Here is a 26,945-nt window from a genome sequence, read left to right as displayed (position 1 = left end):
AGCTTCATTTTGAAGACACATTATTGTTCATTTTACCCATACATCTATGGCATGTTGCAGATGACCAGTTTTGACATAAAGAGTTGCACCTGAAGTACCTGCCTGAAATTTAGCAACACTATTGATGGGAAAGCGAGCCCACGAACCTGCTGGATATATTTGAGAGCCGCAAAATAATTGACCTTTGATAATGAACAATTCAATCCCTTGTTCTGATTTCTCTTCGAAAATCTGAGCAGGTTTTAGCTTTTCTAAATAGGTCTGCTCATGTTCCGATTGAAATAGCGGGCATATCATCCGATGTTCGGTAAGCTTCCAATTCGCTGGATCATTGGTATTAATTCGGGTGGACTCTATCTCATGTTCAGTCATTTGCATCAGTTTCACAAAGATTAAACAACCAGCTTTACTGGAAACCCGATGAGTTGAACGATGAGGGTTACGTAAATACCAGCCTGCCTGATAATCATCTTCAGCATTCTCGGTAAAAATGCCTGACAAGATGAGGACTTCTTCACCCAAAGGATGTTGATGTTCAGGAAAGGTAGATTCTGGTGCGTATTTCACAAGACTAGTTGCACGTGCTTTCTCATCGCCAATACGATCAAGCATCATTCTGTCGACTTCACCTCCTGGAGATTTCACCCAATGGTAATCCTCTGGCTTGATGATGACGGGTTGTGAGAAGTCGGCATGAATAAACATAATGTTGTCCTGTAATGAAGAAACCTAGGTATTTTAACGAGAATGCACAGGTTTATTTTAAAAGAAATAGCGATTAGTGAGCTCACTGTTTCAGAAAAGATAAGCATGTTGATAGCAGATATTACTCACTAAGCTATGAAATATTAATATTTTAGAGTTTAATCAACTGTGCTTTGTTTTTACATCAATTAGGAATGGCATGAAATATCAACCGCCTTATACGATCACCTCTAAAATTATTCACTTGATTGCACAAATTAGTGAATCAATAGGGCGTTTGACTGCATTAACCCAAATCCAAGATAGCCTTAAATTGCGAAAAGCCAATCGTATTCGAACGATTCAAGGGTCTTTAGCGATAGAAGGAAATACCTTGAGTACAGAGCAAATCACAGCGATCCTGAATGGCAAGACCATTATCGCTCCACCTAAAGAAGTTCAAGAGGTACGTAATGCCCTAAAGGCATATGAAGAAATTCAAGATTGGAATCCTGATCAAGAATCGCATTTGCTTAAAGCACATCAAATATTGATGACAGGACTGATTGATGAGGTTGGACAGTATCGTCATGGTGGTGTTGGTGTGATGTCAGGGGATCAAGTCGTGCATATGGCTCCGCCTGCAAATCAAGTCCACCGTTTAATGGGAGAATTATTGCAGTGGTTGGATGAAGGCAATGAGCACCCATTAATTCAGAGTTCAGTATTTCATTATGAGTTTGAGTTTATACACCCATTTGCTGATGGCAATGGGCGTATGGGGCGTTTATGGCAAACTTTAATCTTAAGCCAGTGGAATCCAATTTTTCTCAATATCCCTGTAGAAAGCTTGATTTATCAAAACCAAAAAGCTTATTACGATGCATTGCAAGCGAGTACAGATCGCTCAGATTCTGCACCTTTTATTGAGTTTATTTTGCAGATGATTCTAGATGCAATACTCAGTTCTGATGCCAGCGATCAAGATACCGCTCAAGCTAGCGTACAAGTTAGCGATCAAGTTAAACGTCTCATCCAGAATATGGAGCAGAAGGAATATAGCCTAACTGAGCTGATGGCTCTATTAGACTTGTCCCACCGAGCAACATTCCAAAAAAATTATTTAACTCCAGCATTAGAAGCAGGTGTGGTTGAACGTACCCTTCCTGATAAGCCTAAGAGTCCTAAGCAAAAATACAAATTAAAAAATTGAACTATACTGAGGTTGATGTGATGATTAATATCACAAGGAATTAATTGTAACGTTATAACATTGCAATTATTTTTCAGTATAATGTTCTGCTATAATGCCGTACGCCATTTCAAATCCTGAATTAGGATTTGAACAAGATTTTAAAGTGATTCAATGCACTAAATCTAATTTGGGTCAATGAATATTTATATTTATAAAATTGTGTTTAAAATTAATAGGTTCAGTTTTGAGTTCAATTGACGCCACCCCACGCTTCTTCTATGCTATCTAATCGCCGGAGAGATTTTGGCGAGAGCTATAAAATGTAAAACTATATAAAGTATAAGGTCTCTATTTTGAATATAGAATCTCCTGCTTGTATCTTAAAACAAAATTCTACTTTTAGATCCTATTTTTTTAGGGGGGATTATCGTTCCGAGTATGAGTCATCGTAGCCTTACGCAGCTGTAGTCGCAGCTCATGCGACAACGCTGTTTCAGAATTCTTTTTTAGCAGCTTAAAGAAGGACAGAATTAAAAAGAGAATCTATAAAACACGAGAAATGGCTCGTGCGGATGTGTTTGATTATATCGAGATGTTTTACAATAGAATCAGGCATCCTTCTCATCTCGATGGAATGAGCCCAGAAGCATTTGATGCAGCTTCAAAATGAGGTTACCTCATGTCTAGGAGAGTGGTGACAATCTATTTCTGAGTAAGTCATACAATTAATGATACAAGATTTTAGTCTCAGTATTTAAGAGCTAAACAAGGATAAGTTATGAACAAAAAATCAATAGTAACAGCAGCTTCTGGTCTTATTCTACCTTTACTATTAACTGCCTGTGTTCATACCCCTACATTTGTTTCACAAGGGAGGAGCAAAGCAGTAACGAGTAATAATGAATACTTGCACCTTGCGAGCATCCATCCTGCCCGTATTTCTCCAAATAAAGATGAAATGCGTGTAACTTTATTGGGAACAGGTAGTCCTGTACCTAGTGAACAACGTTTTGGTATGTCTACATTGGTACAAGCTGGAGGATATAATCTTGTTTTTGATGCAGGGCGAGGAGCAGTCATTCGTTTAACACAAGCAGGTATACTGCTAGGAAAGGTGGATGGTGTGTTTTTAACCCATTATCATTCCGACCATGTAAATGGTCTTAGTGATATGTGGATGACAGGCTACATACCTGCTTTTGGAGGTCGTCAAAGTGATTTTAATGTATATGGACCAACTGGCGTCCTTGCTTTAGTAGAAGGGTTGAAGATAGCCCATGCAGACGATATTCGAGTTAGAGTAGCAGATGGTGAGCTAAAAAAAGATACCACTAATATTGTTGCTCATGAATTTTCTGCTGAAGGCGGCGTTGTTTTTAATCAAAATGGCGTAGTCGTCACTGCCTTTAAAGTTGAACATGACCATCATGGTGCTATTCAACCTGCCCTAGGTTATAGAGTGGATTATGCTGGACGTGCAGTAGTGATAAGTGGTGATACAATCCCCACTGCTAATGTGCTTAAATATGGCAAAGGTGTTGATTTATTGATACATGAAGTAGCAGAGTTTCAAGATACTCATGCCGTGCCACAAGTGTATGCTCATCACACTAATCCTCGAGAGGCAGGTGAAATTTTTAATCAAACTAAACCTAAAATGGCAGTATATAGTCACATTGTAAATGGAGTTTCGTCTAGAATTATTGGTATTCCTGATGAGGTGTTAATCCAACGGACTAAGGTAAATTATCAAGGTCCATTAGTAGTGGGTCGAGACTTAATGAGTTTTTTATTAACACCTACTAAAATAGATACTTACACACCTTAATTTTTCTAAGTCATCTTTATTTCGATCTAGACAATTACTAAGCCAAAAATCCGAAGTTTTGTGTGTGAATAAATTTTATATAAAAACACCTGTTTTTGTTTTAGCAGAATAAAAAAGCCCTCATTGGACGTTACTAGTGGGGCAGCAACTTTTCAATCTGGCTCATTTTCTGCGTTGGTAGTCTTTTAGTACATCGTTCAAATAGGCATTTACCGAAACATTTAGAACATTTCAATAGCCACCAAAATTTTAGTCTTCATTTAATATACCAGTTGCAGAAGTAAAGCGAGCGAAAGCAAAATATTTATTGGGAAAAGCGAAATATTGCTATTGAAGAAATTGCACATCAGTTACGCTATGGCTGATCTGTCCAATTTCTTTAGAGCATTTAAGAAATGGGCAGATGCAGCACTCAAATTTTATAGGAACCAAGCTCATCCACTATATATTGAATAAAAATTTAACAGATCAATAGCAGTCTATACTCACCATCTTTTTCAGCAGGAGCTCTATGCACACAAGGTAAAACCTGTTGTGTTGGATGATCGACTGCAAGTCGCCAAAGATGCCCTAAACCTAAATTCACAGGTTTTGCATCCGGTTTAGGCTGATAGTGTAGATCAAAGAAATATTCTTCGAGAAACATTTCGAACTCAGCTTCAGGCCCGTCATGTAATTTTTTAAGCTGCTCTCTGATTTCTGGAATCAAGATTTTTTGCTCAACCTGGTCATTGGGCAAGATTTCACTCGCAGCACCATGATATGTACATAAAAAAGTATCCGTTTCGATGGGGGCACGATCAACATGGTACGAATATACATCTGTTGAAATGAAATCTAGATATTCATCCTGTTCATAGCTTTTCAGCAAATTAAGAGAAGGTGATGCGCCGAAATCAGTTAACAGCTGCATATCTCTTAAGATCATTTCTCTGGCTAGATGCCCTTTCTTTGAAAGCTGTAGCACCAGAAGATCTTCAATAGAAACTTCTGTAATGTTTTCTTTTAAATCAAGTTTAGCCACAATCTCTTTAAAATCACCCACCAAATGTCTAGACCAGCAAATGGCATTCATCTCTCGTTGAAAATTCGAATTTACAAGTTCTGAAAAAGTAGAAACCACGCTAATTTGATTGTGGTCAGGAAATGTATTCTTCATACTAGAATTAAGTAATTCATAAACTAGGTCTAATCATACATCCAGCTTTAAAGAAATGGAGAAGGATTAATGGCACAAGTTGATTTTATGAACGTTAACAACATTGATATCATTTTTATAGGCATAAGGGCATACAGTAAAGCAGCTATTTTCGACATAACCTATAGGTATGTTGCTTGATGAGTTTAAGAGTAAGCATCCGGCGAACTCATCTTACCAAGCTATCCTATAAGCCTTAATTTGGTTCCCACTTAAAAACAAGTGGGGACTTAGTCAATGAGCATGGATATATATTCTGCAACACCTCCGGTTGCTAAAAAACGTAGAACATACAGCAAAGAATTCAAACTCAGCATTGTAAATGCCTGCAAAGATCCTAATACCTCGGTCGCACTGAAGCATGGTCTTAATGCAAACCTCGTCAGTCGTTGGATCAGAAGCTTCAATTATCATGATGGTGCCGTGCAGAATCCTGCCCATGTTAAGCCGGCATTTATTGCTTTGCCTTATACAGCTGCAATCAGTAAACCTATTGATGTGATGATCACCCTGCACATCACTGTGCCTCATGCCAATAACGCGATCCAGTTAAAATGGCAGGCATCAGAAATGTCTGCCTTGGCAGAATTACTCAAGGCACTGGCAACATGATCCGTATTGCTGAAATTTGGCTCTCTACCCAGCCCATGGATATGCGTGCAGGGATGGATACTGCCATGGCGCAGATCATGAAAGCCTTTGGTTCAATCAAACCACATTGTGCCTACCTGTTCTGTAATAAACGTGGTCATCGCATGAAAGTGCTGGTGCATGATGGACTGGGCATCTGGCTGTGTGCCCGGCAGCTGGAACAAGGCAAATTTCACTGGGCTCAGATTCACCAGGGTAAACCGTAGCCCTCAGCCCGGAACAGTTACAGGCACTGATCCAGGGTTTGCTCTGGCAGCGCATTGGACGACAGCAGGTGGTCACTATGCTCTAAACCAGACTAGTGCATTCTGCTATTCTCCAAACGTTCTATTTTCTCTCCTTCATGACCTCAGGCATACTGCGGTCATGAATACGCTGTCTGATTTAAGCCAACTGACCCATGAACAACTGCTGGAATTCACCAGACAGTTGACGATGCAGCATCAGTCTCTGGCACAATCAAATCAGCAATTGGATGCCAAAGTTCAACATCTTTCCATTCTCACTCAAAAATACGAGCATGAACTGGCTTTGTTTAAACGGCATAAATTTGCCCAAAAGAATGAACACTTAACTGCCAAAAAAATCCATTTGTGGGACGAAGCGGTCGAAGAAGATATCGCAGCAGTCGATTTAGAGTTGGAACGGCTGAATGCGGATAAAACGAATACAACAGCGCAGAAAGCCACAGCAAATAAACCTAAACGTCGACCGCTGCCAGATCATCTGCAAACCATCCGTATTGAGCATGAACCTGCATCAACGCAATGCAGTTGTGGCTGCCAGTTACGTCGTATCGGTGAAGATATCAGTGAGAAACTGAACTTCAGACCGGCACAGTTCTATAAGGAACAGCATATCCGTGGCAAATGGGTCTGTGACCAGTATGACACCCTGACTCAGCAAGCGATGCCTGCTTATGTGATTGATAAAGGCATTGCCAGTGCAGAATTGCTGAGCCATGTGTTGGTGTCTAAATATGCCGATCATTTACCGTTGTACCGTCAGCGCCAGATCTTTCTACGCGCGGGAATTGATCTGTCCAGATCCACATTATCTGACTGGATTGCTCGCTGTGGGGTGGAACTTGAACCCTTGGCGGATGCCTTAAAACAGGTGGTGCAGCAGCAGCGGGTGAACCATGCAGATGAAACGCCGGTCACCACCATGCAGCTTGGTGATGATGAGAAAAAACCGAAGAAAGGTTATGTCTGGGCCTATGCAACTACACAGTACAATCCAGTTCAGGCAGTCATCTATGACTTTCAGCCGAGCCGTTCAGGTCAGCATGCTGAAGAGTTCCTGAAGGGATGGCAGGGCCATTTGGTCTGTGATGATTACAGTGGTTATAAAGCATGCTTTAGATCAGGCCAGGTCATTGAGGTGGGCTGCATGGCGCAGGCGAATCTGGATTTGACCCGTCAAGAACTACCAGCGCGAACAGCAACTCTGGTCACAGGGAATTTCTGCCAAGCAGGATTACCAGCGTGCAGAAAGTGCCTATCGTCAAGCATAGATCACTGTTCAGTCTTCACAAGCACGTTTAAACGCATTAGGTGCGAGCGGAAATAATAATGGACGCTTTTTGATTCGAGCGCCGATCTCCGGGGTGATCAGTCAAAAAGATATTGTGGTTGGTGAAAATGTACAATTGTCTGATCAACTCTTTGTCATTGAACAGCTGAAAGATTTATGGCTTGAGTTTAATTTGCCGAATCAATTCTCAGGTCAATTGCAAGCCGGACAAAAATTGACTTTAAAGTGAATGATTCAGAACAAACCTATAAAGCTATTGTACAAAGCTTAATCTCTCAGGCAGATGTACAAACAGGGCGTTTGGTGGTGCGTGCAAAACTCGATGTGCAAGCGGCTGAGTTGCATCCTAATGTGTTGGTGAGGGTGTTGATTTCGGAAGCTACTGCAAAATCAGCCCTACGGATTCAAAAGTCTGCGGTGCAAAGTATTGAAGGTGAAGATAGTATTTTATCAGCCAGAATGGCGGTTTGTAGAAGGAGGAATACCATCTCCTTATAGGCACGCTATTTTATACCCATGAATGGCATCGTCAAGTGATTCGTAATATTCGGGACTGCATCATCAGTTATTCAACAGGCAACATCAGAATAGTGCCTTTTGCAACTGAATAAGCTTCTACATGACCAGAAATATTGGCCTGATCATCAATATAATGCGCATGAAAATACTCATTTGGGTAAGTCACCACACTTTCTAATTGAGGACCACTGTATATACCAATCAATTGTCCTCGGGCATCTGGACTATTGAAAATATGTTTTTCTATAGGATATTTTTTGCGCTAGTGGTATGACTGCCTGTTTGTTCAGTTATTGGATGAGGTTTTTGCCTGTCACAACATGCCAACGTAATTCAGGATAATGTCCTTGTAAACGGAATACAAAAGGCTGCTCAGTTGATAGTCCTAAACGTTTTGCTTCTTCTAGGAGGAACGCTTCTAATTGGGATTGATTCATATCTGATGGCACAGAAATGTCCTGCCATTTTGTCACTTGACCACTTGCAAAGAGAAAGGCCTGTTCATTTGTATCATGAGGCAAGATTTTTCCTGTTAAATCGCTTCCTGAGGTTACAACGATTTTGCCATCAATTTGAATAATCTCACCCTTACGTCCTGCAAGTGCCCCTATTCCCCAAGTAGATTCTTACTGTGGCAACGCTGAGAGTTTGACGGTTCCTCGATCATCACCTGTATGCATCATATGCTTGAAGTTGCCATAGTGAATAAATTTGAAAGGTGTATCTGCAGCAATTGCAGCAGTATTGATTACCGCCATAATGGCTAGAATACTCAAAATACGGTTCATGAAATTAACTTAAAAAATTGTTTTTTAAGATATAATTTTATTATTGGTAAGATCCTTTTTTTGTAGTCAATAAAAAGCGATTTATTTATAAAAACCAGCTTGAAAGTGAATATTACTCATCTTTTATTGAATTTATATCGTTTTACTCATGTTTAAATTCAGGCTTTAATTGGCTCATACAGAAATTTAGCTTTTATTTAAAAAATTTAGGGCACATCTCCATGAGTACAACATTTCAATGTTCAATTAAGCGCATTCGTTTTGATGAGAACTACGAGCCAGCTAACAATACACGTTTGACGACTAACTTTGCTAATTTGGCACGTGGTGAAAGCCGCCAAGAAAATCTTCGTCGCACTTTAGCAATGATCAATAACCGTTTTAATAGCTTGGCAACGGTCGACAATCCAAAAGGTGATCGTTATTCACTTGAAATCGATATCATCTCTGCAGAAATTGATATCGAAGGCAATGGTCAAGCTTTCCCCTTCATTGAAACCTTAAAAAGTACCATTATCGATCATCATACCCATACCAATGAACGTATTGAAGGCATGATTGGCAACAGCTTTTCGTCTTATGTGCGTGATTATGACTTTAGTGTGGTATTGCCATCACTTGGTTGCAAGTTCAATGAAAAGCCTGAAGATTTTGGTGATCTACACGGCAAGTTGTATCAACATCTTGTAAATTCAGAGGTCTTTAAAGCTGAATTTAACAAACAACCTGTGATTTGTTTAAGTGTTTCAACGACTAAAACTTATTACCGCACTGCCAATGTTCACCCGATTTTAGGTGTGGAATACACCAATGAAGACTATTCACGTACCGATGAATACTTCGCAAAAATGGGCTTAAGCGTTCGTTACTTTAAGCCTGAAAATGGCAATGCACCTTTAGCATTCTACTGTGCAGGTGACTTATTACGTGATTACACTGATTTCGAATTGATCAGCGCGATCAGCACCATGGAAAGCTTCCAAAGAATCTATCGTCCTGAAATTTATAATACGAATTCACCTGCAGGTGTGGTGTATCAGCCAAGCTTGAGCTATGGGGATTATTCATTAACTCGTATTGTCTATGACCGTATTGAACGTGGTGAATTGGCTGTGAAACAAGGCAAATGGACAGAAGAAAACTTCATAAAACCATATAAAGACATCCTTGATGAATGGGCTGCTAACTTCACTGTAGTCAATGTTCAGCAAAATCAAGCTGCCTAATACACCAGATAGATTCACGAAATTTTATAAAGAAGATTAAACATGGCGATTTTACTCCCAACCTCAACTGCTGGCAGCTTACCGAAACCTTCTTGGCTCGCTGAACCTGAAAAACTTTGGTCAGCTTGGAAACTTGAAGGCGAAGAGTTGCTTGAAGCGAAACGTGATGCCTTAAAGTTGTCTCTACATGAGCAACGTCAAGCAGGGATCGATATCGTAAGTGATGGTGAACAAACCCGTCAGCACTTCGTGACTACATTCATCGAGCATCTTGAAGGTGTGGACTTTGAAAAGCGTGAAACCATGCGTATCCGTAACCGTTATGATGCCAACGTGCCATCAGTGGTGGGTGAAGTTTCTCGTAAACAATCTGTATTCGTAGAGGATGCGAAATTCTTACGTAGCCAAACCAATCAACCGATCAAATGGGCGTTACCTGGTCCTATGACTATGATTGACACGCTTTATGATGGTCATTATAAGAGCCGTGAAAAATTGGCGTGGGAATTTGCCAAAATTCTGAACCAAGAAGCGCTTGAGTTAGAGGCGGCAGGAGTGGATATCATTCAGTTTGATGAACCTGCGTTCAATGTGTTCTTTGATGAAGTGAATGATTGGGGCGTGGCTACTTTAGAGCGTGCGCTTGAAGGTTTGAAATGCGAAACTGCAGTACACATCTGCTATGGCTATGGCATTAAAGCCAATACCGATTGGAAAAAGACTTTAGGTAATGAATGGCGTCAATACGAAGAAGCCTTCCCAAAACTACAAAAGTCTAAGATCGATATCGTGTCTTTGGAGTGTCAAAACTCACGTGTACCGATGGATTTGATTGAACTGATTCGTGGCAAAAAAGTCATGGTTGGGGCGATTGATGTGGCGACCAACCAAATCGAAACCCCTGAAGAAGTAGCAAATACTTTACGTAAGGCGCTTCAGTTCGTCGATGCAGACAAACTTTATCCTTCAACCAACTGTGGTATGACACCTTTATCTCGTCAAGTCGCTCGCGGCAAACTTGAAGCATTAAGCGCAGGTGCTGCCATTGTTCGTCAAGAACTGACCGCTTAATTCTAAGCTGTCTCAATAAGTGCAGGGTGGATGATATATCCAAATCATCCATTTCCCTGACTTGAGTAAGAGACAAGCCATATACATATTTGAGATAGAAGAGATGATTGAAGCAACCGACTTTAGAAATGCAATGTCCTTGTTAACGACTGCTGTTAATGTAATCACAACACAAGGTACAGCAGGGATGCATGGTTTCACCGCATCAGCCGTATGTAGTGTGACCGATACACCGCCGACATTACTGGTTTGCATGAATCAATCATCTCGCTCACATGCACATTTTATTGAAAATAAAGTTCTGTCTGTGAATGTACTCAGCACACAGCATGAACAGATCTCAAATGTATTTGCCTCAAGCAAATTTAATTCTGAAGATCGCTTCAAACTCGGTGATTGGACCACACTCGAAACAGGATCACCTGTGTTAGAAGATGCTCTGGTGAGTTTTGATTGTCAGATTGAAGAAATTCAAAACGTCGGCACACACAGCATTTTCTTATGCCGTGTCGTAGCGATTAAGCAAAGTCAGCAAGAAGAAAGCTTGGTTTATTTTAACCGTGCTTATCACCAAATTGGTCAACTCGAACTCGCTTAATTACTCATTGCTTCAATACTCCATTCTTTAAAAGTCAGTATATCGTGGAACTTATTATTTTTTTAATCATCGGGGCACTTGCTGGATTTGCAGCAGGTCTCTTCGGTGTCGGTGGTGGAACCATTATCGTCCCACTCTTGTTTATCGTCTTTACCCAAATGGATTACAGTCCTGATGTCATTATGCATTTAGCGTTAGGGACTTCACTCGCGACGATTGTGGTGACATCAATTAGCTCATTGATGGCACACCATAAAAATGGCGCGGTGATGTGGCCAGTATTTAAAAACCTGGCGCCACCGATGGCGATCGGCTGTTTTTCCGGAGCAGCCATTGCAGGATGGCTTTCAGGAATACATCTTCAACTCATTGTTGGTTTATTCTTGATTTGGGTAGCATATACCATGTTTACTGGTGCTAAAAAGGCAGTAGACTCAAGCAGAATACTTCCTTCAAAAGGTAAACAGGTTGCTGCAGGTTCTGTGATTGGTGTGGCTTCAGCAATTTTTGGTATTGGTGGAGGAAGCTTAACAGTCCCTTACCTCAACCGTTATGGTGTCGTCATGCAAAAAGCTGTCGGAACATCTGCTGCTTGTGGTTTACCGATTGCCATTGCAGGTGCTTTGGGATTTATGATTTTTGGTATGAAAGCGCACACTGCTGTTCCCAATAGTATTGGCTATGTACATACTTATGCATTCTTAGGCATTAGCCTCATGAGTTTCTTTACAGCAAAGTTTGGTGCAAAAGCAGCGCATGCGCTATCACCGCAAATGCTGAAAAAATGTTTTGCAGTATTGTTGGTGATTGTAGGCTGTTTTTTCCTTGTTAAAGGCTTAATTTAAAATATTTTCAGTTCATTGCTTATGATGAAAAAGTTCACTGAGTGTGGGCTTTTCTATGCGGTGTACTGTCTTTAAATCCATAATGAATAGCTACCGATTTTGTAGACACCAACATATCCAACCGTCCGCTTCGATAATCGCAAAAGTGTATATTCTAAAAGCGGACATTTCTATTTTGGGCTTACATTTTGTGTTAGAACCCACTCATCAACATGAAACAGCGAATTATGGTACTGCATTTGCGATTGGCATCATCCTGAATTTTGCATTTGTTTTAATTGAAGATTTCTATGGTTGGCAAACAGATTCAATGGCATTGTTGGCTGATGCAGGTCACAACTTAACTGATGTCGGTGGATTACTGCTGGCATGGGCAGCTTATAGCGTAGCGCGTATTCACGCCAATCGTCGTCATACTTATGGTTGGCAAAAAGCTTCCATTTTAGCCAGTTTTGGCAATGCCATGCTGATTCTACTGGCTATGTTTTCTCTGGCCTGGGAATCTATCCAGCGGATTCAGTCTCCCGGCCCTGTAGCGGCAGTTACCGTTATGGTGGTGGCGGCAATTGGTGTCGTGGTGAATTTTGGCACTGCCTTGTTGTTTCTCAAAAATAGTCAGCATGATTTGAATATTAGGGGGGCTTTTCTACACATGGCAGCGGATGCCGCTGTTTCTGTGGGAGTGGTGATCGCTGGTGCTTTATATTTATGGCAGGGTTGGCTATGGATTGATGCCGTGGTGGGCCTGATCATTGCCATTATCATTATCTTGGGAACTTTTTCTTTATCCCGACAATCTTTACATTTGCTCTTTGATGGTGTGCCAGATCAGAATAATCTATTGGAGGTGAGAAACAGTCTCTTGAACATCCCGAGCGTGGTAACTCTGCATGATTTACATATCTGGAGTATGAGTACCCTGGAGAACGCATTAACAGTGCATGTGGTTTATGATGAAAAATTACAAAGTGCGGATGCCTTGTTGACAGTAATTACTGAATCTTTACATCATCATTTTGATCTCAACCATGTGACTGTACAGATAGAATCTATCGATTATGCTAAACATTGTGAGATGAACCAAAAATATCATGTTTCTTAGATATTTGTTATTTAGCAGCCCCTGCAGAAACCCTATATTTTGTATTTTCCATCAGATGTGGTTTTAGATATTCTTCCTTTGCCACAGTAAGGTACTTTTATTAAAAAAGATGGAAAAGTCATTATTGATGGAAATGGTAAGCATTTAAAATAAAAACATAATTTATTGTGAAAGCCCTGAAAAATGGGCTTTTTTATTTTCCATATCACATTGACAGCAATCAATACAATTTACATACTGGTTACATTAGAGTCAATCAAGGAATGTGTAGATTGAACAATCTTCAGGCCTGTCATCTATATAAAGCTTTAACGGATGAAACGCGGATAAAAATTTTACAAACACTGCATTCAGGTGAATGCTGTGCCTGTGAGCTGTTGAAAAATTTATCTATTACGCAATCTACGCTGTCACATCACATGAAGTGCCTGACTAAGCTTGGTCTAGTCAAGGGGAGAAAGGATGGACGCTGGATGCGTTATTCACTAAATACCCCTTGTACCGAACAGCTGTATTCATTCACTAGAACACTTTTAGTCGGTCAAGGTTAGGAGGATTTAAATGGACAGTATTACTGCGGTCTTTGCATGGTTGAATAATGTCCTGTTGAAAATGACGTGGCTGTCAGATGGAGTTGCCTGGTTCGTTGAAAATATCTTAGGTTTATCGATTGCCACACAAGTCGGTGGCAGCGTGCATTTTTTTATCTATGATGTCATCAAAATTTTTATACTTTTAAGTGTCCTGATCTATTCACTGTCATATATCCAGAGCTATTTCCCACCAGAACGAACCAGACAAATTCTGGGACGCATGAAAGGTATTAAAGCCAATATCATGGGTGCCTTACTGGGAACCCTTACCCCATTTTGTTCCTGTTCATCTATTCCTATCTTTATTGGTTTTACTCGGGCCGGTTTACCTGTAGGCGTAACATTCTCCTTTCTGATCTCCTCTCCCTTGGTCGATTTAGCTTCGATCATTTTATTAGCCAGTATCTTCAACTGGAAAATTGCCATGATCTACGTGATACTCGGTCTGATTCTGGCGGTCATTGGGGGTTCACTCATCAGCTTTTTCAAAATGGAAAGGTATGTCGCTGAATTTGTAACAAAAAATTCAGCGGTGCAAGGTGATGAAGATTTTAAAATGTCTGCTAAAGAGCGTCGCGAATTCGCCTGGGAGCAGGTGGTAGAAATCTTCCGTAAAGTCTGGATCTATGTCTTGATCGGTGTCGGTATTGGCGCAGCGATTCATAACTGGATTCCAGAGCAGTGGATTACGGCCTTATTAGGACAAGACAACTGGTATTCAGTGCTTGTTGCGACTGTTGTCGGTATACCAATGTATGCGGATATATTTGGGACTTTACCTATTGCAGAAGCGTTGGTGGCTAAAGGTGTGGGTTTAGGTACAGTTTTGGCCTTTATGATGGCTGTGACAGCACTTTCTCTGCCATCCTTAATTTTGTTAAAGCAAGTCGTGAAAACACAATTGCTCAGCCTTTTTGTGGTGATTGTTTTTGTTGGTATTTTAATCATTGGATATAGTCTAAATTTATTTGGTCAGTTCTTTATATAAAGTAGTCTCAGGAGATTAGAAATGCATATTAAAGTTATGGGTACAGGTTGTCGTAAATGTAAGGCTTTATTGGCTGCGACAGAAGAAGCGGTGAAAAGCAGTGGTGTACAAGCTGAAATTGAGTATGTCACCGACATGATCAAGATTGCTGAAACAGGTTTGATTAGTACGCCTGGTCTAATCATTGATGACAAAATTGTCTCAAGCGGTAAAGTATTAGAAGCTCAAGCAGTAGCTGAGTTAATTGAAAAAAACAAGTAAATTGAGTTATTGAAATTTAAGTTTAAAAACCAGTTGCTCCGGCAACTGGTTTTTTATACGGCTATCATGGAATTTACGCTTTATATCCCAATAGTCTGTTGTCATTAAAAGCTAAAACGCTGTAAATTGGATCCTGAACTAAAAATTTATAATCAAGAAAGCAATAAAATAAGAATAGGGATTGAGCATGTATTTGGCAGCCTGAAAACCTTCAACATCCTTGCCGAACGTTCTCGAAACAGAGGGAAAAGACTGTGTTTGAGATTCAATTTAATTGCTGGAATTTACAATATGGAACTGAGTAAAAAAATGATTTATGAAAGATTTTTATTATTAAAAATAAATAATTATTGATTAATTTTAGCTAAACAATTTAGAATGAAAATCACACAGCTCTAGGTGTCATTCAGTACGTGAATCTGCCAGATACCCAGTATTTTTTGTTAGTTTACCCAATTTGCTTAATTCTCATTGGTGCTGTTTTTATTGCTGCTCATCTATGGTTTAAAGCTCCTAAATATTTATTGTGGATGGGGCTGGGTTGTATTTTTCCATCAGTAGCATTAGGTGCACAAACACTGATGACAAATGCACAGCTGAGGCTGACTGCGCCATGGTTTGCACTTTTTTATTTAGGTGGAGCTTGGGCAGTTGTGCATGGAATGCTCTTAAAAGCCAATTCAAAATCCAATATATTTGTAGCCACCACTCTGATTGTAGTGGGTATGGCTTTGCTTTTATATTTTACGCATTTTGATGAGAAGTTATGGCCTCGAATAGTAATCATTAATATTGTGATTTTATGCTTAGAAGTTTTAGCACTTCCAAAAGTGTATGATTTATTTAAAAAAACCTATGCCTTAGAAAAGCTTTTATGTTTGAGTTATGTTCTCTTATTTGCTTATGGTGTTATTAGAACTTTAATTGTCATTGTATACCTTCAAAATGTGCAATATGTAAACTTGGTAACAACCGAATGGTGGATGATGATGGTTTCTGTAAATCTTCTCCTCAGCCTGTGGTTTGCAATTATAGTTTCAGCTGTAGCGGTAAAAGAAAGGTTTGATATCATTAACGAAGAAAGATTGAGAGATTCTTTAACCAAGCTGTATAACCGTAATGGTTTTTTAGAAAAAACCAAAGACTTGTTTAATGAATTGCAGCACGATCAAGTTTATCTGGTGATGTGTGATATTGATAATTTTAAGGATATAAATGATACGTGGGGGCATGTGGTCGGGGATAAAATCTTATGTGAAATTGCGGATCTATTAAAATCTAACATTCGGCAAGGTGATATTGCCGGCAGATTTGGCGGAGAAGAATTCATTATATTACTGCAAAGTGCAGATGAAGAATCTTCATTCGCTTTGCTTGAACGCTTACGCAAAAAAATTGAAGATCACCTTTTTATTAATCACATTCGAATTACTGCAAGTTTTGGGGCAGCCAGAATAGATGCAGATTCCAAGTTAATGAGTGCTCTAGAAATAGCAGATAAACGTTTATACAATGCTAAAAATAATGGCCGAAATAGAGTTTGTTTTAATTAATTTTTTTTTAAACAGATGAATTCAGGTTGAACTTTTTAGATTGTGTGAAATAGGGGTATTTTAACTCAAATTGAATTGTTTAATTGATGGTAAGCATACGGTGAAGATCACTTTTCTTGTGAGCTAAACATCTTCCCATACTCTCCATTATTAAACTGAATGGAATCGATCCATACGTCTATTTAAGGGATTTACTGAAAATCCTGCCAACCTAGAAAATGAGCCAGATTGATAGCTTTATTGGTGAGAATATAGATACTTTAAAGGGGTTCTAACATCAAAAAAATAGGATTAAATTTCAAAAACTTATGCTATAAAAAATGGGCGCAAACCCTCAAATCGGATTTTAAAACCACTTTTGACATCTTTTGCCTAGGTTACAAGGCTTCTGGATCTGAAAAGATCCACAATTTCTGCGGATAACGATAGGACAAATTTTAGGCATCGTTGTACGCTTTGGCTCACACGAATCTCGGCCCTTTGCTGCTGGTTGAGATATGAGAAATTTCCTATGATGAAGCCATAGAGAACAGGATGTTCCAAATAACAAGAATAAGAAAGATCGCACAAGGATTGGCAGGTACGACAGGAGTTATACCAAGCGAACCAAATATAAAAAACCCTGGCAGGATGCCTGGGTTTTTTATTGCCTATTTTTACTTTAAATAAGGTTATATGAGCGTTAGGAAATGAATTAGGTTCACGGCTGAACCAATTTGATAATTACTGATTTACAAATATCCTTGTAACTAAGATCTAGTTAAGTGCTTTTTTGATTTTATCCACCATTTTTTGGGCAGTCTTATGGTCATCAAAATCAATATTTATAATTCCTTTATTTCCCTGATTATTTGGTAAGCTTTTAACAATTAGTGAAAAATTGTCCGTTTCATTGGTGATGATTTCTACTGAAACAATATAAGCAGTATTAAGGAAAAAATCTTTTTTTAGTTCAATTAGCATTTTTATTCTCGAGAAAAATTTTAAGAAATCTTTATAACATATTAATTCAAAAAAGATTAATTTATGATCTATTTCAACAATTCATGACTCTTCAATGCTAAAAAGTCTACCTTTTACTGAGTTTGAGAATTTCATAACGAATTAGGGTGTGTCCTCATTTGATGTACATATTTCATTCTTCTTATCTATTCAATTAAAATATCTTATATCTCCCTTCTAAAATTAAGTTTTCCAACATGTCACGCAGAGTCATTACTGATGAAATTTGGGCACAAATCCAAAATACCATGCAATTTTATGGCTGCTACCGCTCACGTAATAGCAAAAATATTATGGAAGCCATTTTGTGGAAACTTCGAACAGGTGCGCCTTGGCGTGATATTCCCGAGGATCTTTGTCCATGGCAAACAGCCTACAACCGTTTCAATCGTTGGGCGAGTAAAGGGCTATGGGAGAATTTTTTTTTAAACTACGAGGCATATTGGATAAAGAATGGGTCTTCATTGACGGAAGCTACATTCGCGCGCATCAGCATGCAAGTGGAGCTCGGCGTGGTGAAGATAGAGCAATTGGAAGATCAAGAGGCGGAGCGACTACAAAGATTCACCTTGCCGTCGATGCGCATGGACATCCGATTGATTTTGAAATCACTGGGGGTGAAGTCCACGACAGTCAAGTTGCAAACGACTTGATTGATTTGGTGGGGGAAGCCGACTATTTAATTGCAGATATAGGTTATGATTCAGAGCATATTCGTGAAGTCGCTCGTAATCATCGGATGACTCCTATTATTCCAAGAAAATCAAACAGCAGAAAGCCAAACGTAGATTTTGATGACTATCTTTATCGCTTAAGGCATCTTGTTGAAAATGCCTTAGCCCGATTAAAGCACTTTCGTGGTATCGCAACTCGTTTTGAAAAGTTAGCTCGTAATTATAAGTCCATGTTGTTCTTGGCTTGCTTGTTTATTTGGTGCAAAGCCAAATGAGGACACGCCCTAGTAAAACATTAAGAACTAATATAAATTATTAGTGAGATGTTAAATTTATGTATTTTAGGTCAAGCTATGGAAACAACTATAGTTTTTGTAATCTTAGCTATTATTGCCGTTCTACTGATCATCTTCTATAAAAAGAAAAAGTGAGATATGAATAGCCAACGATTTGGTAGGTACTTTTAGTTTGCTATGCAAACTGCCACACTCATACAAGAAAAAACAGTTAGTACGTAGGATATTCTTCGTCTCATTATAATTATTGATGAATATCATTTCAATCAAAGAGCCGGACCAATGAATTGAGGAAGCTATAGAAGAAGATAAAGAGGTTAATAAAATATTAATAGGCTACAAGCTATTTTCACACCTTATGAAGGACTCGGAATTTGCCGAATAAATTACAAAATTGGCACTGAGTTCTAATCATAGAAAATTTGACATCCTCTCCCCCTTAAAAGAGGGAGATTCGCTCCTGCGAGACGCTTATGCCCAAGCGCAAGTATGTTCTTAACACTGTTCAAGTCCCGATTCAGGACACTTGAGCAGTTTTCACATTCCCATACTCTTATTCGCAAATCTGCTCTACCTTTCGGACTGCTTGCGGTGATCTCACCACAGCACGAACAGATTTGGGTTGTGAATCTCTCGTTGACTTCTTCAAACATTACCCCTGCGTTCTCGCATTTATACTTGAGCATTGTTTTTAGTGCTGAAAAACTTGCATCTAAAACAGACTTTGCCATTTTGGTTTTCACTAGTTTTTTCGCACTCAGATCACCTACAACAATCAGTGCATTTTCCCGGACCAGTTCAGTACTGGCCTTATGCAAATGGTCTTTACGACTGTTTGCAATCTTGGCGTGTAATGCACGGACACACTTTTTATTCTTTGCTCGTTGAGCAATCCCTAATTTCTGTTCATATTGACGGTAGAACTTGGGATTTGAAATCACTGTTCCATCGGAACATGTGCCTATATCCTTTAAGCCTAGATCAATCCCGATCGCTTTAGTTGCAGTCGTTTTCTCAGTTTTAGGGCTATCCACAACCAAGCAGACATACCAGCGGCCACACGCATCCTCGACAAATGAACCAGTCTTGATACTGTAATTTAAAAGTCCGTAGCTATCCCATATTTTAAATTGATGCTTGCCATATTGGACGTATCCATCAGCATACTTGATTGCTACTTTCTTGAATGGTATCCAACCTAGTGATCTTCTTGCTGATTTCTTATTACTGACACGCCATCCCAATTTTGACTTTTTGAACTGTTTTCTTCGGGTGACTAATTCTTCTGTCACAGCCTGAATGGTTTGGCTATGTAAATTACATTCTTTGGATGTGCCTTTCGTATATTTGGCAATATCGTAAGCACTAAGAAATTCACCTTTTCTTTTAAGGTGTTTAAAGCTTAAATCATTGACATAATTCCAGACGAAATTCACTTCAGATGCCAATTGGGCTAGCATCTTGGAATGTTTGTCTTTTATGCGTAATTTAAGCGTTTTCATGGGCTTATATTAGCTCATGTTAAATTAAAAGTGTTGATTCTTAAAAATCAAACGACATTTCATGTCTTGTCGCTTATATCTCTGACCTGAAGGACAGCGTTTTACGCTCCATTTGATAAAAATTTCAAAATTAAAGTCACTCCTGATGAGTACCAATTACACTTTAAATAACCATTTTTTGATAGGTTTGAATTGATGAATAACACAAGTCAAGTCAAAATGTAAGTTCAAATACTAAGCCAAGAACTATTGATATTTTTGATTCTAAAGGACACATGATAGGCAGAGCTACACATCAACAAGGTATAGAATTTCTATATTTTAATTAATTCAAATTTGTGATTATCCCGATACGGGGATTGGCCAGTTGTGGCATCTGTAACATTAATTAGTGTATCAAGAACTGCCAAAACTATAGTTAAGGATATTGAATTCTATTTGTCTAAGCGTTAAAAATAATCAGCATCAATTATTAAATTATAAGGAAAAATATGTCAAATCTCGAAGATCCACGGGTTTTGTTTGCTCTGGAGCGCACAGCATTGGCGTGGAACCGAAGTGGTTTGGCTCTGATCGGCTTTGGTTTTGTGATTGAAAAATCAAATCTACTGATTCAGTTGGTAGATCCTGTGAAGGATCAACATAAGATTGTATATAGTCAATGGTTGGGTATTGCTGTGATTGTCTTTGGTATGCTGATTAGTCTGGCATCGATTCGGCAATACCGTACCGGACTGAAATCATTAACCCAGACAGAGTTTTTGCCTGATTATCAAACCCAGCATCCCGTTTGGCTTAACCTGTTTACTTTGCTGACAGGACTTCTGTTGATCATTTCTTTTTGGATACATTGATTGTTTAAACCGCACAGTACAGTTGATACAAGGTTTGCATAAGAGTAAGCACTTTAGGATCAGTGACCTGATAGAAAATCTGTTTACCTTCACGACGAGTGCTGACCATGTCTGCTTTTCTCAGTACAGTCAATTGTTGTGACAAGGTAGGTTGCTGGATATCAGTGCGTAGTTCAATTTGCTGTACATTGAGCTCACCTTCAACCAAGACACACAAAATTTTAAGACGATCCGGGTTTGACAAAACTTTCAGACAATCACTGACAAGATCGACTTGTGAAAAGTCTATTCGCGCTTTTAACTGAGCAGTGTTCATGAATACATCCTAATAACCAATAATGAGATACAAAATAATCAGTACTTCTACTTGAATATTTTTATTTATTATATAATATAAAATTATATATTGTAAATGAGTAGATTTACTATGCATGATTTTCTCATCGCATTTTTAGGTGGATTACTGCTTGGCGTAGCTGTGGTCGGTTACCTGTATGTGCATGGTCGTATCGCAGGCATCAGTGGCTTAATCGGACAGGTGCTGAATCCTAAAACGATGTTTAAAACACCTGCGATCTGGTTCATGGCGGGCTTAATCACGGTGCCATTTATCTATGGAGTGTTTGTTCAGCCAGAAATTGAATTGAATGCGAGTCCGCTGATGATGATCATTGCGGGTCTCTTGGTCGGCTTTGGTACCCGCTTAGGTTCAGGTTGTACCAGTGGTCATGGGATCTGTGGGATGAGCCGTTTGTCTAAACGTTCCATCGTGGCTACCATGAGTTTCATGTTTGCTGGTTTTGTCACTGTTTATATTGTTCGTCACGTGACTGGAGCATTTTAAAATGAAAAATATTTTAGCTTTTATTTTTGGTGCTCTTTTTTCTGTCGGACTGATGGTTTCGGGCATGTCCAATCCGGAAAAAGTGCTCGACTTTCTGGACTTATTTGGTGATTGGGATGCCAGTCTGGCCTTTGTCATGATGGGTGCAATTGCCGTGGCATTTATTCCATTTCAAAAAGCCATACGTTCTGTAGCACCGAAAACCGTATTTAACGAACCTATTGTATTGCCAACCAGTCAAAAACTTGACCCACGCTTAATCATTGGTAGCCTGTTGTTTGGTATCGGCTGGGGGATTGCTGGGGTCTGTCCTGCACCTAGCTTTACACTGATTGGCCTGGGGCATTACCAGGTCTTCTATTTTATTATTGCGATGTTGATCGGCGTATTGCTGCATCGTAAATGGGCAGGAGAATAACCATGGTAAAACACCCGCTGGTACAGGATTTTTTTGACGAGGCGACCAATACCTTCAGTTACGTGGTATCCGATCCAATGACAAAGCGCTGTGCCATCATTGACAGTGTGCTGGATTATGATGCGGCATCTGCGACCACTTCAACCACACAGGCAGATCGTATCATTGCCTATGTCAAAGCACAGACTTTAGACGTGGAATGGATTTTGGAAACCCATGTTCATGCAGATCACTTGACTGCAGCCCAGTATTTGAAACAGGAACTGGGCGGAAAAATTGCAATCAGCCAGAAAATCGCTGTGGTGCAGCAGACCTTTGCTGCAATTTATAATCTGGATCTCAAGCAGGTGAATGCCAATCAGCCATTCGATCATTTATTTGAAGATGGCGAACATTTCAAAATTGGTGAGCTGGATGTTTATAACATAGCAACACCGGGGCATACGCCTGCTTGCCTGAGCTATGTGGTTGAAGATGCAGTCTTTGTCGGCGACACGCTGTTTATGCCGGACTATGGTACTGCACGTTGTGATTTTCCAAAGGGCAGTGCACCCGTCCTGTATGACTCAGTACAGAAACTGTTTGAGTTGCCAGAGGATACACGGATCTTCCTGTGTCATGATTATTTGCCTGAGTCACGTCATGAGTATCAGTGTGAAACCACTATTCAGATGCAGAAACAGCATAATATTCATGTACATAGCGGGGTCAGTAAAACTGATTTTGTGGAAATGCGTCAGCAGCGTGATGCCGGATTGAGCATGCCGAAGCTGATCCTCCCTTCCATTCAGATCAATATGAAAGGTGGACAGTTCCCAACGCCAGAACAGAATGGGGTTTCTTATTTAAAACTTCCGCTTAATTACTTCAAATAGGCATGTTTCAAGATTAAACAAAAAGGTTTGTCTTTTGTTTAATTGCATTAGCAAAGATAGGAACAGTGGCTATGTGGGTGTTAATACTGGAAGGGTTGGCCATCGGTGGCTTGCTGGGTTTAACCGGTGCTGGTGGCGGCATTCTGGCTGTACCGGCACTGATGGCGAGTCAGGGCTGGACTGTGGCACAGGCTGCGCCTGTGGGCTTGCTGGCAGTGACTCTGTCCGCCTTGGTTGGAACGTTCGAGGGTTTATTCAAGCGTATTGTACGTTATCGCGCTGCGCTCTGGATCGCCCTGATCAGTATTCCTTCAGCACGCTATGGCGTGCATCTGGCTGGTATTGTTTCTCCGGTCTGTCTGACGATGGCTTTCAGTCTGGTCATGCTGATTGTAGCCTACCGGATATTCTTTAACAAAGTTAATGACCATGAGAATACACCGTGTAAGGTCAATCAAACGACCGGTCGCCTGATCTGGAATGTGAAAACTGCCTCGTTCCTCGCCGGTATTGGCGTAGTGGCGGGTTTGCTGACCGGCTTGCTCGGGGTGGGCGGCGGTTTTGTGATTGTCCCGGCACTGCGTAAATTCACCGACCTCGATATGCGCAGTATCGTTGCGACTTCCCTGATGATTATTTTCCTGATTGGTGGTGTCAGTATTTCTGCACACGTGCTGGATGGCTTTCAATATCCTGTTTCGGTCACGCTGACTTTTGTCCTGGCCTGTATTGTAGGGATGTTAATTGGACGCAGTCTGATGCACCGAATTGAAAGTAACCGGGTTCAGAAGATTTTTGCCACAACTGTGATTGGGGTAGCTGTGTATTTAATTTATTCAGCACTCATGGGCTAGTCCCGTGAAATTTTTTACGGATAAAGATAGAAGGTCAGATTCTGGATGACAGATAAATACCCTATTTTTCTGTCATCTGAATGAATATCAAACAGGTGTACAGTCTGAAATGACTTTAGCAAATGGACTGTTTTCAATAGCGTTATCGCTCCAACAGTGCTGGAATGAGAGCTACAACAAAGCGTTTTTTAGCTGCTGAACTGGCATTTATAACAGATGAAGCTGATTTTGATGAGCGAGGAATAATGAAAATGATGAAAACTGCAGAGCAATTGATCCAGAATGCGAAAATCCGGATTCAGGAAGTAGGCGTAGATGAACTGTTTGAGGCAATGAAAAACCATAAAACCATACTGATTGATGTCAGGGAGCCGGATGAATTTCAGGCTGCAGCGATAGATCGGGCAGTCAATTATCCTCGTGGCGTGCTGGAAATGCGAATTCACCAGCATCCTTTGGCTAGCCATCATTGTGATGCCTTGCAAGCACTGGAACATTTAAAAGATCAAACCATTTATTTGATCTGTGGTACTGGTGGACGTTCAGCATTGGCGGCAGATACTTTACAGCATATGGGATTTACCCAGGTGAAGTCTGTTCAGGGAGGCTATCGGGCTTGGCTGGAACAAGGCTATTCTGTAGCAAAATAAGCTGTTGAAATACAGAAAACCTTATTGTTGATTTCTTAATTTGAGGGAAAGTCATGAAATACAAAGAATTAACCCAAAACATTTCAGGCAGTTTAAGAACTTTGACTCAGGATTCACCTGATTTAATGAAAAGTTTCAATCAGCTGTCCCAGACTGCTATGCGTGATGGCGTGATTGACCCCAAAACCAAGGAGCTGATTGCCTTGGCGATTGGTGTAGCGGCACGTTGTGATGGTTGTATCGGCTTTCATGTCAGGACATTAGTAAAAATGGGCATGACCCTACAGGAACTGGAGGAAGTGCTGGGCGTTGCAGTCTATATGGGCGGTGGACCTTCATTGATGTATGCTGCAAATGCACTGGATGCGTTTAAAGAGTTTTCCATCTGAGTGGATAGCGTATAAATGGAGGGAGGAAATGAGTTAGCATTCGAATGAATTGTATGTCCAGACGCAGGATCTGTACGGCACAGCAGCCCTTTTTCGGCAGAAGTCCTGAATTCTCACCCCCGACTATTCTTGTGTAATTGAAAGTGGAACTAAATGATATGAGTAAGAATCATTGGGAAAATGTTTACCAAACGAAAGATATTGATCAGGTCAGTTGGTATCAGGCGCAAGATAAAAAAACATTAGAGTTAATCAAATCTCAAAATTTACAGCTAAGCCAAAATATTATTGATGTTGGTAGTGGTGCTTCTATTCTTATAGACCAGCTCCTTGAGGCAGGTTACAGGAATCTTCATGTTCTTGATTTGTCAAAGACAGCATTACAAAAGACAAAATTGAGAGCTTCTGAGAAAGGACTTGATTTAGGAAATGTCACTTGGCTTGTAGATGATGTTTGTACTGCTCATCTACCACAGCAATACTTTGATCTTTGGCATGATCGAGCTGTATTTCACTTTATGATTACTGAACAGCAGCAAGAGCAATATATTGAAAATATGAAAGGAGCATTAAAAGAAGGTGGGCTTTTGATTATGTCTACTTTTTCTGAAGATGGTCCTACTCAATGTAGCGGTTTACCAATTCAACGCTATAGCATAGAGCAGCTTAAGCAGAGGTTGGGTGAAGATTTTAGATTAGTACATTATGACCATAACCTTCATATCACTCCATGGGAAACACAGCAAAATTTTTTAAACAGTGTATGGGTATTTAAAGGGTAAGATTATTAAATAGACCTTGCCATAATTTCTATGACTTTGTCTTTAAAATCTTTTGAATATCCCACGTTTTGTATTGTAGTAAATATTTAAGTACTAAGCTATAAATGGTACTCAAACAGTGGCCCGCTTAATACGACCCGGTTAAGCGGGCTTTTTATTGGTTTTTTAAATTGAATTTAAAAGTAATGTTTTGCCAGTGATTGAAAATTAATTGTATATAGAATACGCGCCATAGAATCTATCGCTGTAGTTTCTGATTTTTTAGTTTTGCCTCCCACCCTCGGGAGGTATTTTTTTGCCGGAAATAAAAGAGAAATACATGCTCCAATTCTTAATGTGTTTATTTGGCTTACATGGTGTCACTGAATTCGATTACACGGTTGAGAATAAAGAAATCAAAATGTGCCGGGATTGTTTGAGACAAGTTAAGTAACAACCAATCAAAAAACATACGATTAATTGTAATAATAATCATGTTTTTTTGTTTTCATACTGTTGAAATAATTTGATTATATATTGAGTGAAAACAAAAAATTACTGAAAAAATTCTAAAGTTTCAGCGTGAATTAGAACTGTTTAATTTGGGAGAGTTAAACAGTTTTTTATTGAAAGATATTTATATTATCCTGCTTGTCGAATGTATTACGATATATATAAACCCCTTCATTAACTTGTCAGGGTTTTTTCTTTTCTTATTGGTTGTAAATATGCGAATGGACGTTTAGGTCTGGCAATGTTAGCTGCCTCAATTGGAAGGGGCGTGATGACGGCAAATAGGGATCGGCTAGCTAATACAACTGGTTTTTTAATGTTCGAATATTTTCATAATTTTTTACTTATTTCATTAAAGTATTGTTGATGAAAATTAGCATCATGAAATATAAAAAAAGAACAATAAAAGCACGAGGGAAATGTAATGGATACAATAGACGTATTGGAAATATTGGTTGTTTACCAATTTGGGCAAATGTTTAAATTGATACTGCAGAAGCCGAAAAATTGAATAGTAAGCTCATCGGAAGGTGGGCTTTTTTAATATTTATCAAATATCGATGACCGCTAATACCATGTTCACGGCAAAGAGTAGCAGCAGGGGTGTCAGATTCAGCCTGCTTCAAAATGGGTACGATCTGACGGTCAGTAAATTTAGAGGTTTTCATCCAGATTCT

General features: G+C 39.6%; 31 protein-coding genes and 3 pseudogenes. 25 read left to right on the top strand and 9 right to left on the bottom strand.

Going from position 1 to position 26,945, the window contains the following annotated elements; genetic code table 11:
• Window positions 1–27 precede the first annotated feature (27 nt).
• Window positions 28–705 (bottom strand): cupin domain-containing protein, encoded by a 678-nt coding sequence (locus B9T23_RS14130; protein WP_067724384.1) that lies wholly within the window; start codon window positions 703–705, stop codon window positions 28–30.
• Window positions 706–904: 199 nt separating this feature from the next.
• Here B9T23_RS14130 and B9T23_RS14125 point away from each other — a divergent pair, with 199 nt between their 5' ends.
• The 3 genes and pseudogenes from B9T23_RS14125 to B9T23_RS14115 all read left to right on the top strand — a co-directional run bounded on the left by B9T23_RS14125 (window position 905) and on the right by B9T23_RS14115 (window position 3,707).
• Entirely contained in the window at window positions 905–1,897 is a 993-nt protein-coding gene (locus B9T23_RS14125) for a Fic family protein (protein WP_086194568.1), read from the top strand.
• A 451-nt stretch (window positions 1,898–2,348) separates the two neighbouring features.
• Window positions 2,349–2,549 (top strand): annotated as a pseudogene (locus B9T23_RS14120) (IS3 family transposase); the annotation flags it as partial.
• A gap of 108 nt (window positions 2,550–2,657) precedes the next feature.
• Window positions 2,658–3,707 (top strand): MBL fold metallo-hydrolase, encoded by a 1,050-nt coding sequence (locus tag B9T23_RS14115; protein ID WP_067724386.1) that lies wholly within the window; start codon window positions 2,658–2,660, stop codon window positions 3,705–3,707.
• A 460-nt stretch (window positions 3,708–4,167) separates the two neighbouring features.
• Here the strand turns inward: B9T23_RS14115 and B9T23_RS14110 are convergent, their stop codons facing one another.
• A complete protein-coding gene (locus tag B9T23_RS14110; RefSeq protein ID WP_067724387.1) occupies window positions 4,168–4,866 on the bottom strand; it encodes a DUF1826 domain-containing protein in 699 nt (232 codons plus the stop codon).
• 276 nt (window positions 4,867–5,142) lie between these two features.
• On the opposite strand from B9T23_RS14110, the gene B9T23_RS14105 reads away from it, so the two are divergent.
• From B9T23_RS14105 to B9T23_RS17255, 4 genes and pseudogenes are all read left to right on the top strand, one after another.
• Window positions 5,143–5,517 (top strand): transposase, encoded by a 375-nt coding sequence (locus B9T23_RS14105; RefSeq protein WP_086194567.1) that lies wholly within the window; start codon window positions 5,143–5,145, stop codon window positions 5,515–5,517.
• Complete coding sequence (tnpB, locus tag B9T23_RS14100; protein WP_165493773.1) at window positions 5,514–5,762, top strand: IS66 family insertion sequence element accessory protein TnpB; 249 nt, start codon at window positions 5,514–5,516, stop codon at window positions 5,760–5,762. Before B9T23_RS14105 ends, tnpB begins: the two co-directional genes overlap by 4 nt.
• Before the next feature lie 160 nt (window positions 5,763–5,922).
• Window positions 5,923–6,960: pseudogene (gene tnpC, locus B9T23_RS14095) on the top strand (IS66 family transposase); the annotation flags it as partial.
• A pseudogene (locus B9T23_RS17255) lies at window positions 6,949–7,539 on the top strand (efflux RND transporter periplasmic adaptor subunit); the annotation flags it as partial. The pseudogenes tnpC and B9T23_RS17255, both read left to right, overlap by 12 nt.
• Before the next feature lie 118 nt (window positions 7,540–7,657).
• Here B9T23_RS17255 and B9T23_RS14090 read toward each other — a convergent pair.
• From B9T23_RS14090 to B9T23_RS16830, 3 genes are all read right to left on the bottom strand, one after another.
• Window positions 7,658–7,846 (bottom strand): acetolactate decarboxylase, encoded by a 189-nt coding sequence (locus B9T23_RS14090; RefSeq protein WP_228145939.1) that lies wholly within the window; start codon window positions 7,844–7,846, stop codon window positions 7,658–7,660.
• Window positions 7,847–7,901: 55 nt separating this feature from the next.
• Window positions 7,902–8,132, bottom strand: a complete 231-nt coding sequence (locus tag B9T23_RS14085) for a hypothetical protein (protein WP_067724389.1) — start codon at window positions 8,130–8,132, stop codon at window positions 7,902–7,904.
• 105 nt (window positions 8,133–8,237) lie between these two features.
• On the bottom strand, window positions 8,238–8,399 hold the full coding sequence (locus B9T23_RS16830) for a hypothetical protein (RefSeq protein ID WP_155859819.1): 162 nt from the start codon (window positions 8,397–8,399) through the stop codon (window positions 8,238–8,240).
• A gap of 221 nt (window positions 8,400–8,620) precedes the next feature.
• Here B9T23_RS16830 and B9T23_RS14080 point away from each other — a divergent pair, with 221 nt between their 5' ends.
• The 9 genes from B9T23_RS14080 (at window position 8,621) to B9T23_RS14040 (ending at window position 16,636) form a co-directional block, all read left to right on the top strand.
• Window positions 8,621–9,625, top strand: a complete 1,005-nt coding sequence (locus B9T23_RS14080) for a putative oxygenase MesX (protein ID WP_067724390.1) — start codon at window positions 8,621–8,623, stop codon at window positions 9,623–9,625.
• 42 nt (window positions 9,626–9,667) lie between these two features.
• On the top strand, window positions 9,668–10,696 hold the full coding sequence (locus B9T23_RS14075) for a methionine synthase (RefSeq protein WP_067724391.1): 1,029 nt from the start codon (window positions 9,668–9,670) through the stop codon (window positions 10,694–10,696).
• Window positions 10,697–10,799: 103 nt separating this feature from the next.
• A complete protein-coding gene (locus B9T23_RS14070) occupies window positions 10,800–11,294 on the top strand; it encodes a flavin reductase (protein ID WP_067724392.1) in 495 nt (164 codons plus the stop codon).
• Between the two features lie 44 nt (window positions 11,295–11,338).
• On the top strand, window positions 11,339–12,139 hold the full coding sequence (locus tag B9T23_RS14065) for a sulfite exporter TauE/SafE family protein (RefSeq protein WP_067724393.1): 801 nt from the start codon (window positions 11,339–11,341) through the stop codon (window positions 12,137–12,139).
• Window positions 12,140–12,329: 190 nt separating this feature from the next.
• On the top strand, window positions 12,330–13,241 hold the full coding sequence (locus tag B9T23_RS14060; protein WP_228145938.1) for a cation diffusion facilitator family transporter: 912 nt from the start codon (window positions 12,330–12,332) through the stop codon (window positions 13,239–13,241).
• A gap of 272 nt (window positions 13,242–13,513) precedes the next feature.
• Window positions 13,514–13,792 carry an ArsR/SmtB family transcription factor gene (locus B9T23_RS14055; protein WP_081406233.1) on the top strand — a complete coding sequence of 93 codons (279 nt, stop codon included), beginning with the start codon at window positions 13,514–13,516 and terminating at the stop codon, window positions 13,790–13,792.
• Window positions 13,793–13,802: 10 nt separating this feature from the next.
• Entirely contained in the window at window positions 13,803–14,822 is a 1,020-nt protein-coding gene (locus B9T23_RS14050; RefSeq protein ID WP_067724394.1) for a permease, read from the top strand.
• A gap of 21 nt (window positions 14,823–14,843) precedes the next feature.
• Window positions 14,844–15,083, top strand: a complete 240-nt coding sequence (locus B9T23_RS14045) for a thioredoxin family protein (protein ID WP_067724395.1) — start codon at window positions 14,844–14,846, stop codon at window positions 15,081–15,083.
• 413 nt (window positions 15,084–15,496) lie between these two features.
• Window positions 15,497–16,636 carry a GGDEF domain-containing protein gene (locus B9T23_RS14040; RefSeq protein ID WP_228139743.1) on the top strand — a complete coding sequence of 380 codons (1,140 nt, stop codon included), beginning with the start codon at window positions 15,497–15,499 and terminating at the stop codon, window positions 16,634–16,636.
• A gap of 756 nt (window positions 16,637–17,392) precedes the next feature.
• Here B9T23_RS14040 and B9T23_RS14035 read toward each other — a convergent pair.
• Complete coding sequence (locus tag B9T23_RS14035) at window positions 17,393–17,599, bottom strand: hypothetical protein (protein WP_086194564.1); 207 nt, start codon at window positions 17,597–17,599, stop codon at window positions 17,393–17,395.
• Window positions 17,600–17,835: 236 nt separating this feature from the next.
• Here B9T23_RS14035 and B9T23_RS14030 point away from each other — a divergent pair.
• Window positions 17,836–18,587, top strand: a protein-coding gene (locus B9T23_RS14030) for an IS5 family transposase (protein ID WP_407640431.1) whose coding sequence is annotated in 2 segments (ribosomal slippage) — window positions 17,836–18,049 and window positions 18,049–18,587 — 753 coding nt in all. Because the reading frame shifts where the segments join, the coding sequence is not laid out codon by codon here.
• A gap of 428 nt (window positions 18,588–19,015) precedes the next feature.
• Here the strand turns inward: B9T23_RS14030 and B9T23_RS14025 are convergent.
• Window positions 19,016–20,110, bottom strand: coding sequence for an RNA-guided endonuclease InsQ/TnpB family protein (locus B9T23_RS14025; protein WP_086194563.1), 1,095 nt, complete (start codon window positions 20,108–20,110; stop codon window positions 19,016–19,018).
• A gap of 491 nt (window positions 20,111–20,601) precedes the next feature.
• Between B9T23_RS14025 and B9T23_RS14020 the strand changes: the two genes are divergently transcribed.
• Window positions 20,602–20,964 carry a YidH family protein gene (locus tag B9T23_RS14020; protein ID WP_067723695.1) on the top strand — a complete coding sequence of 121 codons (363 nt, stop codon included), beginning with the start codon at window positions 20,602–20,604 and terminating at the stop codon, window positions 20,962–20,964.
• Between the two features lie 4 nt (window positions 20,965–20,968).
• Here B9T23_RS14020 and B9T23_RS14015 read toward each other — a convergent pair whose 3' ends face one another.
• A complete protein-coding gene (locus tag B9T23_RS14015; RefSeq protein WP_067723694.1) occupies window positions 20,969–21,280 on the bottom strand; it encodes an ArsR/SmtB family transcription factor in 312 nt (103 codons plus the stop codon).
• Window positions 21,281–21,391: 111 nt separating this feature from the next.
• Here B9T23_RS14015 and B9T23_RS14010 point away from each other — a divergent pair, with 111 nt between their 5' ends.
• From B9T23_RS14010 to B9T23_RS13980, 7 genes are all read left to right on the top strand, one after another.
• Window positions 21,392–21,808: a YeeE/YedE family protein gene (locus B9T23_RS14010; protein ID WP_067723693.1), complete on the top strand. Its 417-nt coding sequence runs from the start codon at window positions 21,392–21,394 to the stop codon at window positions 21,806–21,808.
• A gap of 1 nt (window position 21,809) precedes the next feature.
• Window positions 21,810–22,226, top strand: coding sequence for a YeeE/YedE family protein (locus B9T23_RS14005; protein WP_067723692.1), 417 nt, complete (start codon window positions 21,810–21,812; stop codon window positions 22,224–22,226).
• A 2-nt stretch (window positions 22,227–22,228) separates the two neighbouring features.
• A complete protein-coding gene (locus B9T23_RS14000; protein ID WP_086194562.1) occupies window positions 22,229–23,101 on the top strand; it encodes an MBL fold metallo-hydrolase in 873 nt (290 codons plus the stop codon).
• A 71-nt stretch (window positions 23,102–23,172) separates the two neighbouring features.
• On the top strand, window positions 23,173–23,955 hold the full coding sequence (locus B9T23_RS13995) for a sulfite exporter TauE/SafE family protein (RefSeq protein WP_086194561.1): 783 nt from the start codon (window positions 23,173–23,175) through the stop codon (window positions 23,953–23,955).
• Window positions 23,956–24,209: 254 nt separating this feature from the next.
• Window positions 24,210–24,605, top strand: coding sequence for a rhodanese-like domain-containing protein (locus B9T23_RS13990; RefSeq protein ID WP_067723727.1), 396 nt, complete (start codon window positions 24,210–24,212; stop codon window positions 24,603–24,605).
• 53 nt (window positions 24,606–24,658) lie between these two features.
• Window positions 24,659–24,994 (top strand): carboxymuconolactone decarboxylase family protein, encoded by a 336-nt coding sequence (locus tag B9T23_RS13985; RefSeq protein ID WP_067723690.1) that lies wholly within the window; start codon window positions 24,659–24,661, stop codon window positions 24,992–24,994.
• 158 nt (window positions 24,995–25,152) lie between these two features.
• Window positions 25,153–25,776, top strand: a complete 624-nt coding sequence (locus tag B9T23_RS13980; RefSeq protein WP_067723689.1) for a class I SAM-dependent methyltransferase — start codon at window positions 25,153–25,155, stop codon at window positions 25,774–25,776.
• Window positions 25,777–26,747: 971 nt separating this feature from the next.
• Here the strand turns inward: B9T23_RS13980 and B9T23_RS17250 are convergent.
• Entirely contained in the window at window positions 26,748–26,936 is a 189-nt protein-coding gene (locus B9T23_RS17250) for a transposase (RefSeq protein WP_081406209.1), read from the bottom strand.
• Window positions 26,937–26,945 lie beyond the last annotated feature (9 nt).

This window comes from Acinetobacter terrae (assembly GCF_002135195.1).
GTDB classification, from domain to species: domain Bacteria; phylum Pseudomonadota; class Gammaproteobacteria; order Pseudomonadales; family Moraxellaceae; genus Acinetobacter; species Acinetobacter terrae.
The sequence above is the reverse complement of the archived record's forward strand: the minus strand, read 5'-3'. Positions and strand labels throughout refer to the sequence as shown.

Excerpts from the sequence above, each read along its gene's own strand:
- B9T23_RS14130 (WP_067724384.1), bottom strand. The coding sequence starts at position 705 with ATGTTTATTCATGCCGACTTCTCACAACCCGTCATCATCAAGCCAGAG.
- B9T23_RS14125 (WP_086194568.1), top strand. The coding sequence starts at position 905 with ATGAAATATCAACCGCCTTATACGATCACCTCTAAAATTATTCACTTG.
- B9T23_RS14115 (WP_067724386.1), top strand. The coding sequence starts at position 2,658 with ATGAACAAAAAATCAATAGTAACAGCAGCTTCTGGTCTTATTCTACCT.
- B9T23_RS14110 (WP_067724387.1), bottom strand. The coding sequence starts at position 4,866 with ATGAAGAATACATTTCCTGACCACAATCAAATTAGCGTGGTTTCTACT.
- B9T23_RS14105 (WP_086194567.1), top strand. The coding sequence starts at position 5,143 with ATGAGCATGGATATATATTCTGCAACACCTCCGGTTGCTAAAAAACGT.
- tnpB (WP_165493773.1), top strand. The coding sequence starts at position 5,514 with ATGATCCGTATTGCTGAAATTTGGCTCTCTACCCAGCCCATGGATATG.
- B9T23_RS16830 (WP_155859819.1), bottom strand. The coding sequence starts at position 8,399 with ATGAACCGTATTTTGAGTATTCTAGCCATTATGGCGGTAATCAATACT.
- B9T23_RS14080 (WP_067724390.1), top strand. The coding sequence starts at position 8,621 with ATGAGTACAACATTTCAATGTTCAATTAAGCGCATTCGTTTTGATGAG.
- B9T23_RS14075 (WP_067724391.1), top strand. The coding sequence starts at position 9,668 with ATGGCGATTTTACTCCCAACCTCAACTGCTGGCAGCTTACCGAAACCT.
- B9T23_RS14070 (WP_067724392.1), top strand. The coding sequence starts at position 10,800 with ATGATTGAAGCAACCGACTTTAGAAATGCAATGTCCTTGTTAACGACT.
- B9T23_RS14050 (WP_067724394.1), top strand. The coding sequence starts at position 13,803 with ATGGACAGTATTACTGCGGTCTTTGCATGGTTGAATAATGTCCTGTTG.
- B9T23_RS14045 (WP_067724395.1), top strand. The coding sequence starts at position 14,844 with ATGCATATTAAAGTTATGGGTACAGGTTGTCGTAAATGTAAGGCTTTA.
- B9T23_RS14035 (WP_086194564.1), bottom strand. The coding sequence starts at position 17,599 with ATGCTAATTGAACTAAAAAAAGATTTTTTCCTTAATACTGCTTATATT.
- B9T23_RS14025 (WP_086194563.1), bottom strand. The coding sequence starts at position 20,110 with ATGAAAACGCTTAAATTACGCATAAAAGACAAACATTCCAAGATGCTA.
- B9T23_RS14020 (WP_067723695.1), top strand. The coding sequence starts at position 20,602 with ATGTCAAATCTCGAAGATCCACGGGTTTTGTTTGCTCTGGAGCGCACA.
- B9T23_RS14015 (WP_067723694.1), bottom strand. The coding sequence starts at position 21,280 with ATGAACACTGCTCAGTTAAAAGCGCGAATAGACTTTTCACAAGTCGAT.
- B9T23_RS14010 (WP_067723693.1), top strand. The coding sequence starts at position 21,392 with ATGCATGATTTTCTCATCGCATTTTTAGGTGGATTACTGCTTGGCGTA.
- B9T23_RS14005 (WP_067723692.1), top strand. The coding sequence starts at position 21,810 with ATGAAAAATATTTTAGCTTTTATTTTTGGTGCTCTTTTTTCTGTCGGA.
- B9T23_RS14000 (WP_086194562.1), top strand. The coding sequence starts at position 22,229 with ATGGTAAAACACCCGCTGGTACAGGATTTTTTTGACGAGGCGACCAAT.
- B9T23_RS13995 (WP_086194561.1), top strand. The coding sequence starts at position 23,173 with ATGTGGGTGTTAATACTGGAAGGGTTGGCCATCGGTGGCTTGCTGGGT.
- B9T23_RS13990 (WP_067723727.1), top strand. The coding sequence starts at position 24,210 with ATGAAAACTGCAGAGCAATTGATCCAGAATGCGAAAATCCGGATTCAG.
- B9T23_RS13985 (WP_067723690.1), top strand. The coding sequence starts at position 24,659 with ATGAAATACAAAGAATTAACCCAAAACATTTCAGGCAGTTTAAGAACT.
- B9T23_RS13980 (WP_067723689.1), top strand. The coding sequence starts at position 25,153 with ATGAGTAAGAATCATTGGGAAAATGTTTACCAAACGAAAGATATTGAT.
- B9T23_RS17250 (WP_081406209.1), bottom strand. The coding sequence starts at position 26,936 with ATGAAAACCTCTAAATTTACTGACCGTCAGATCGTACCCATTTTGAAG.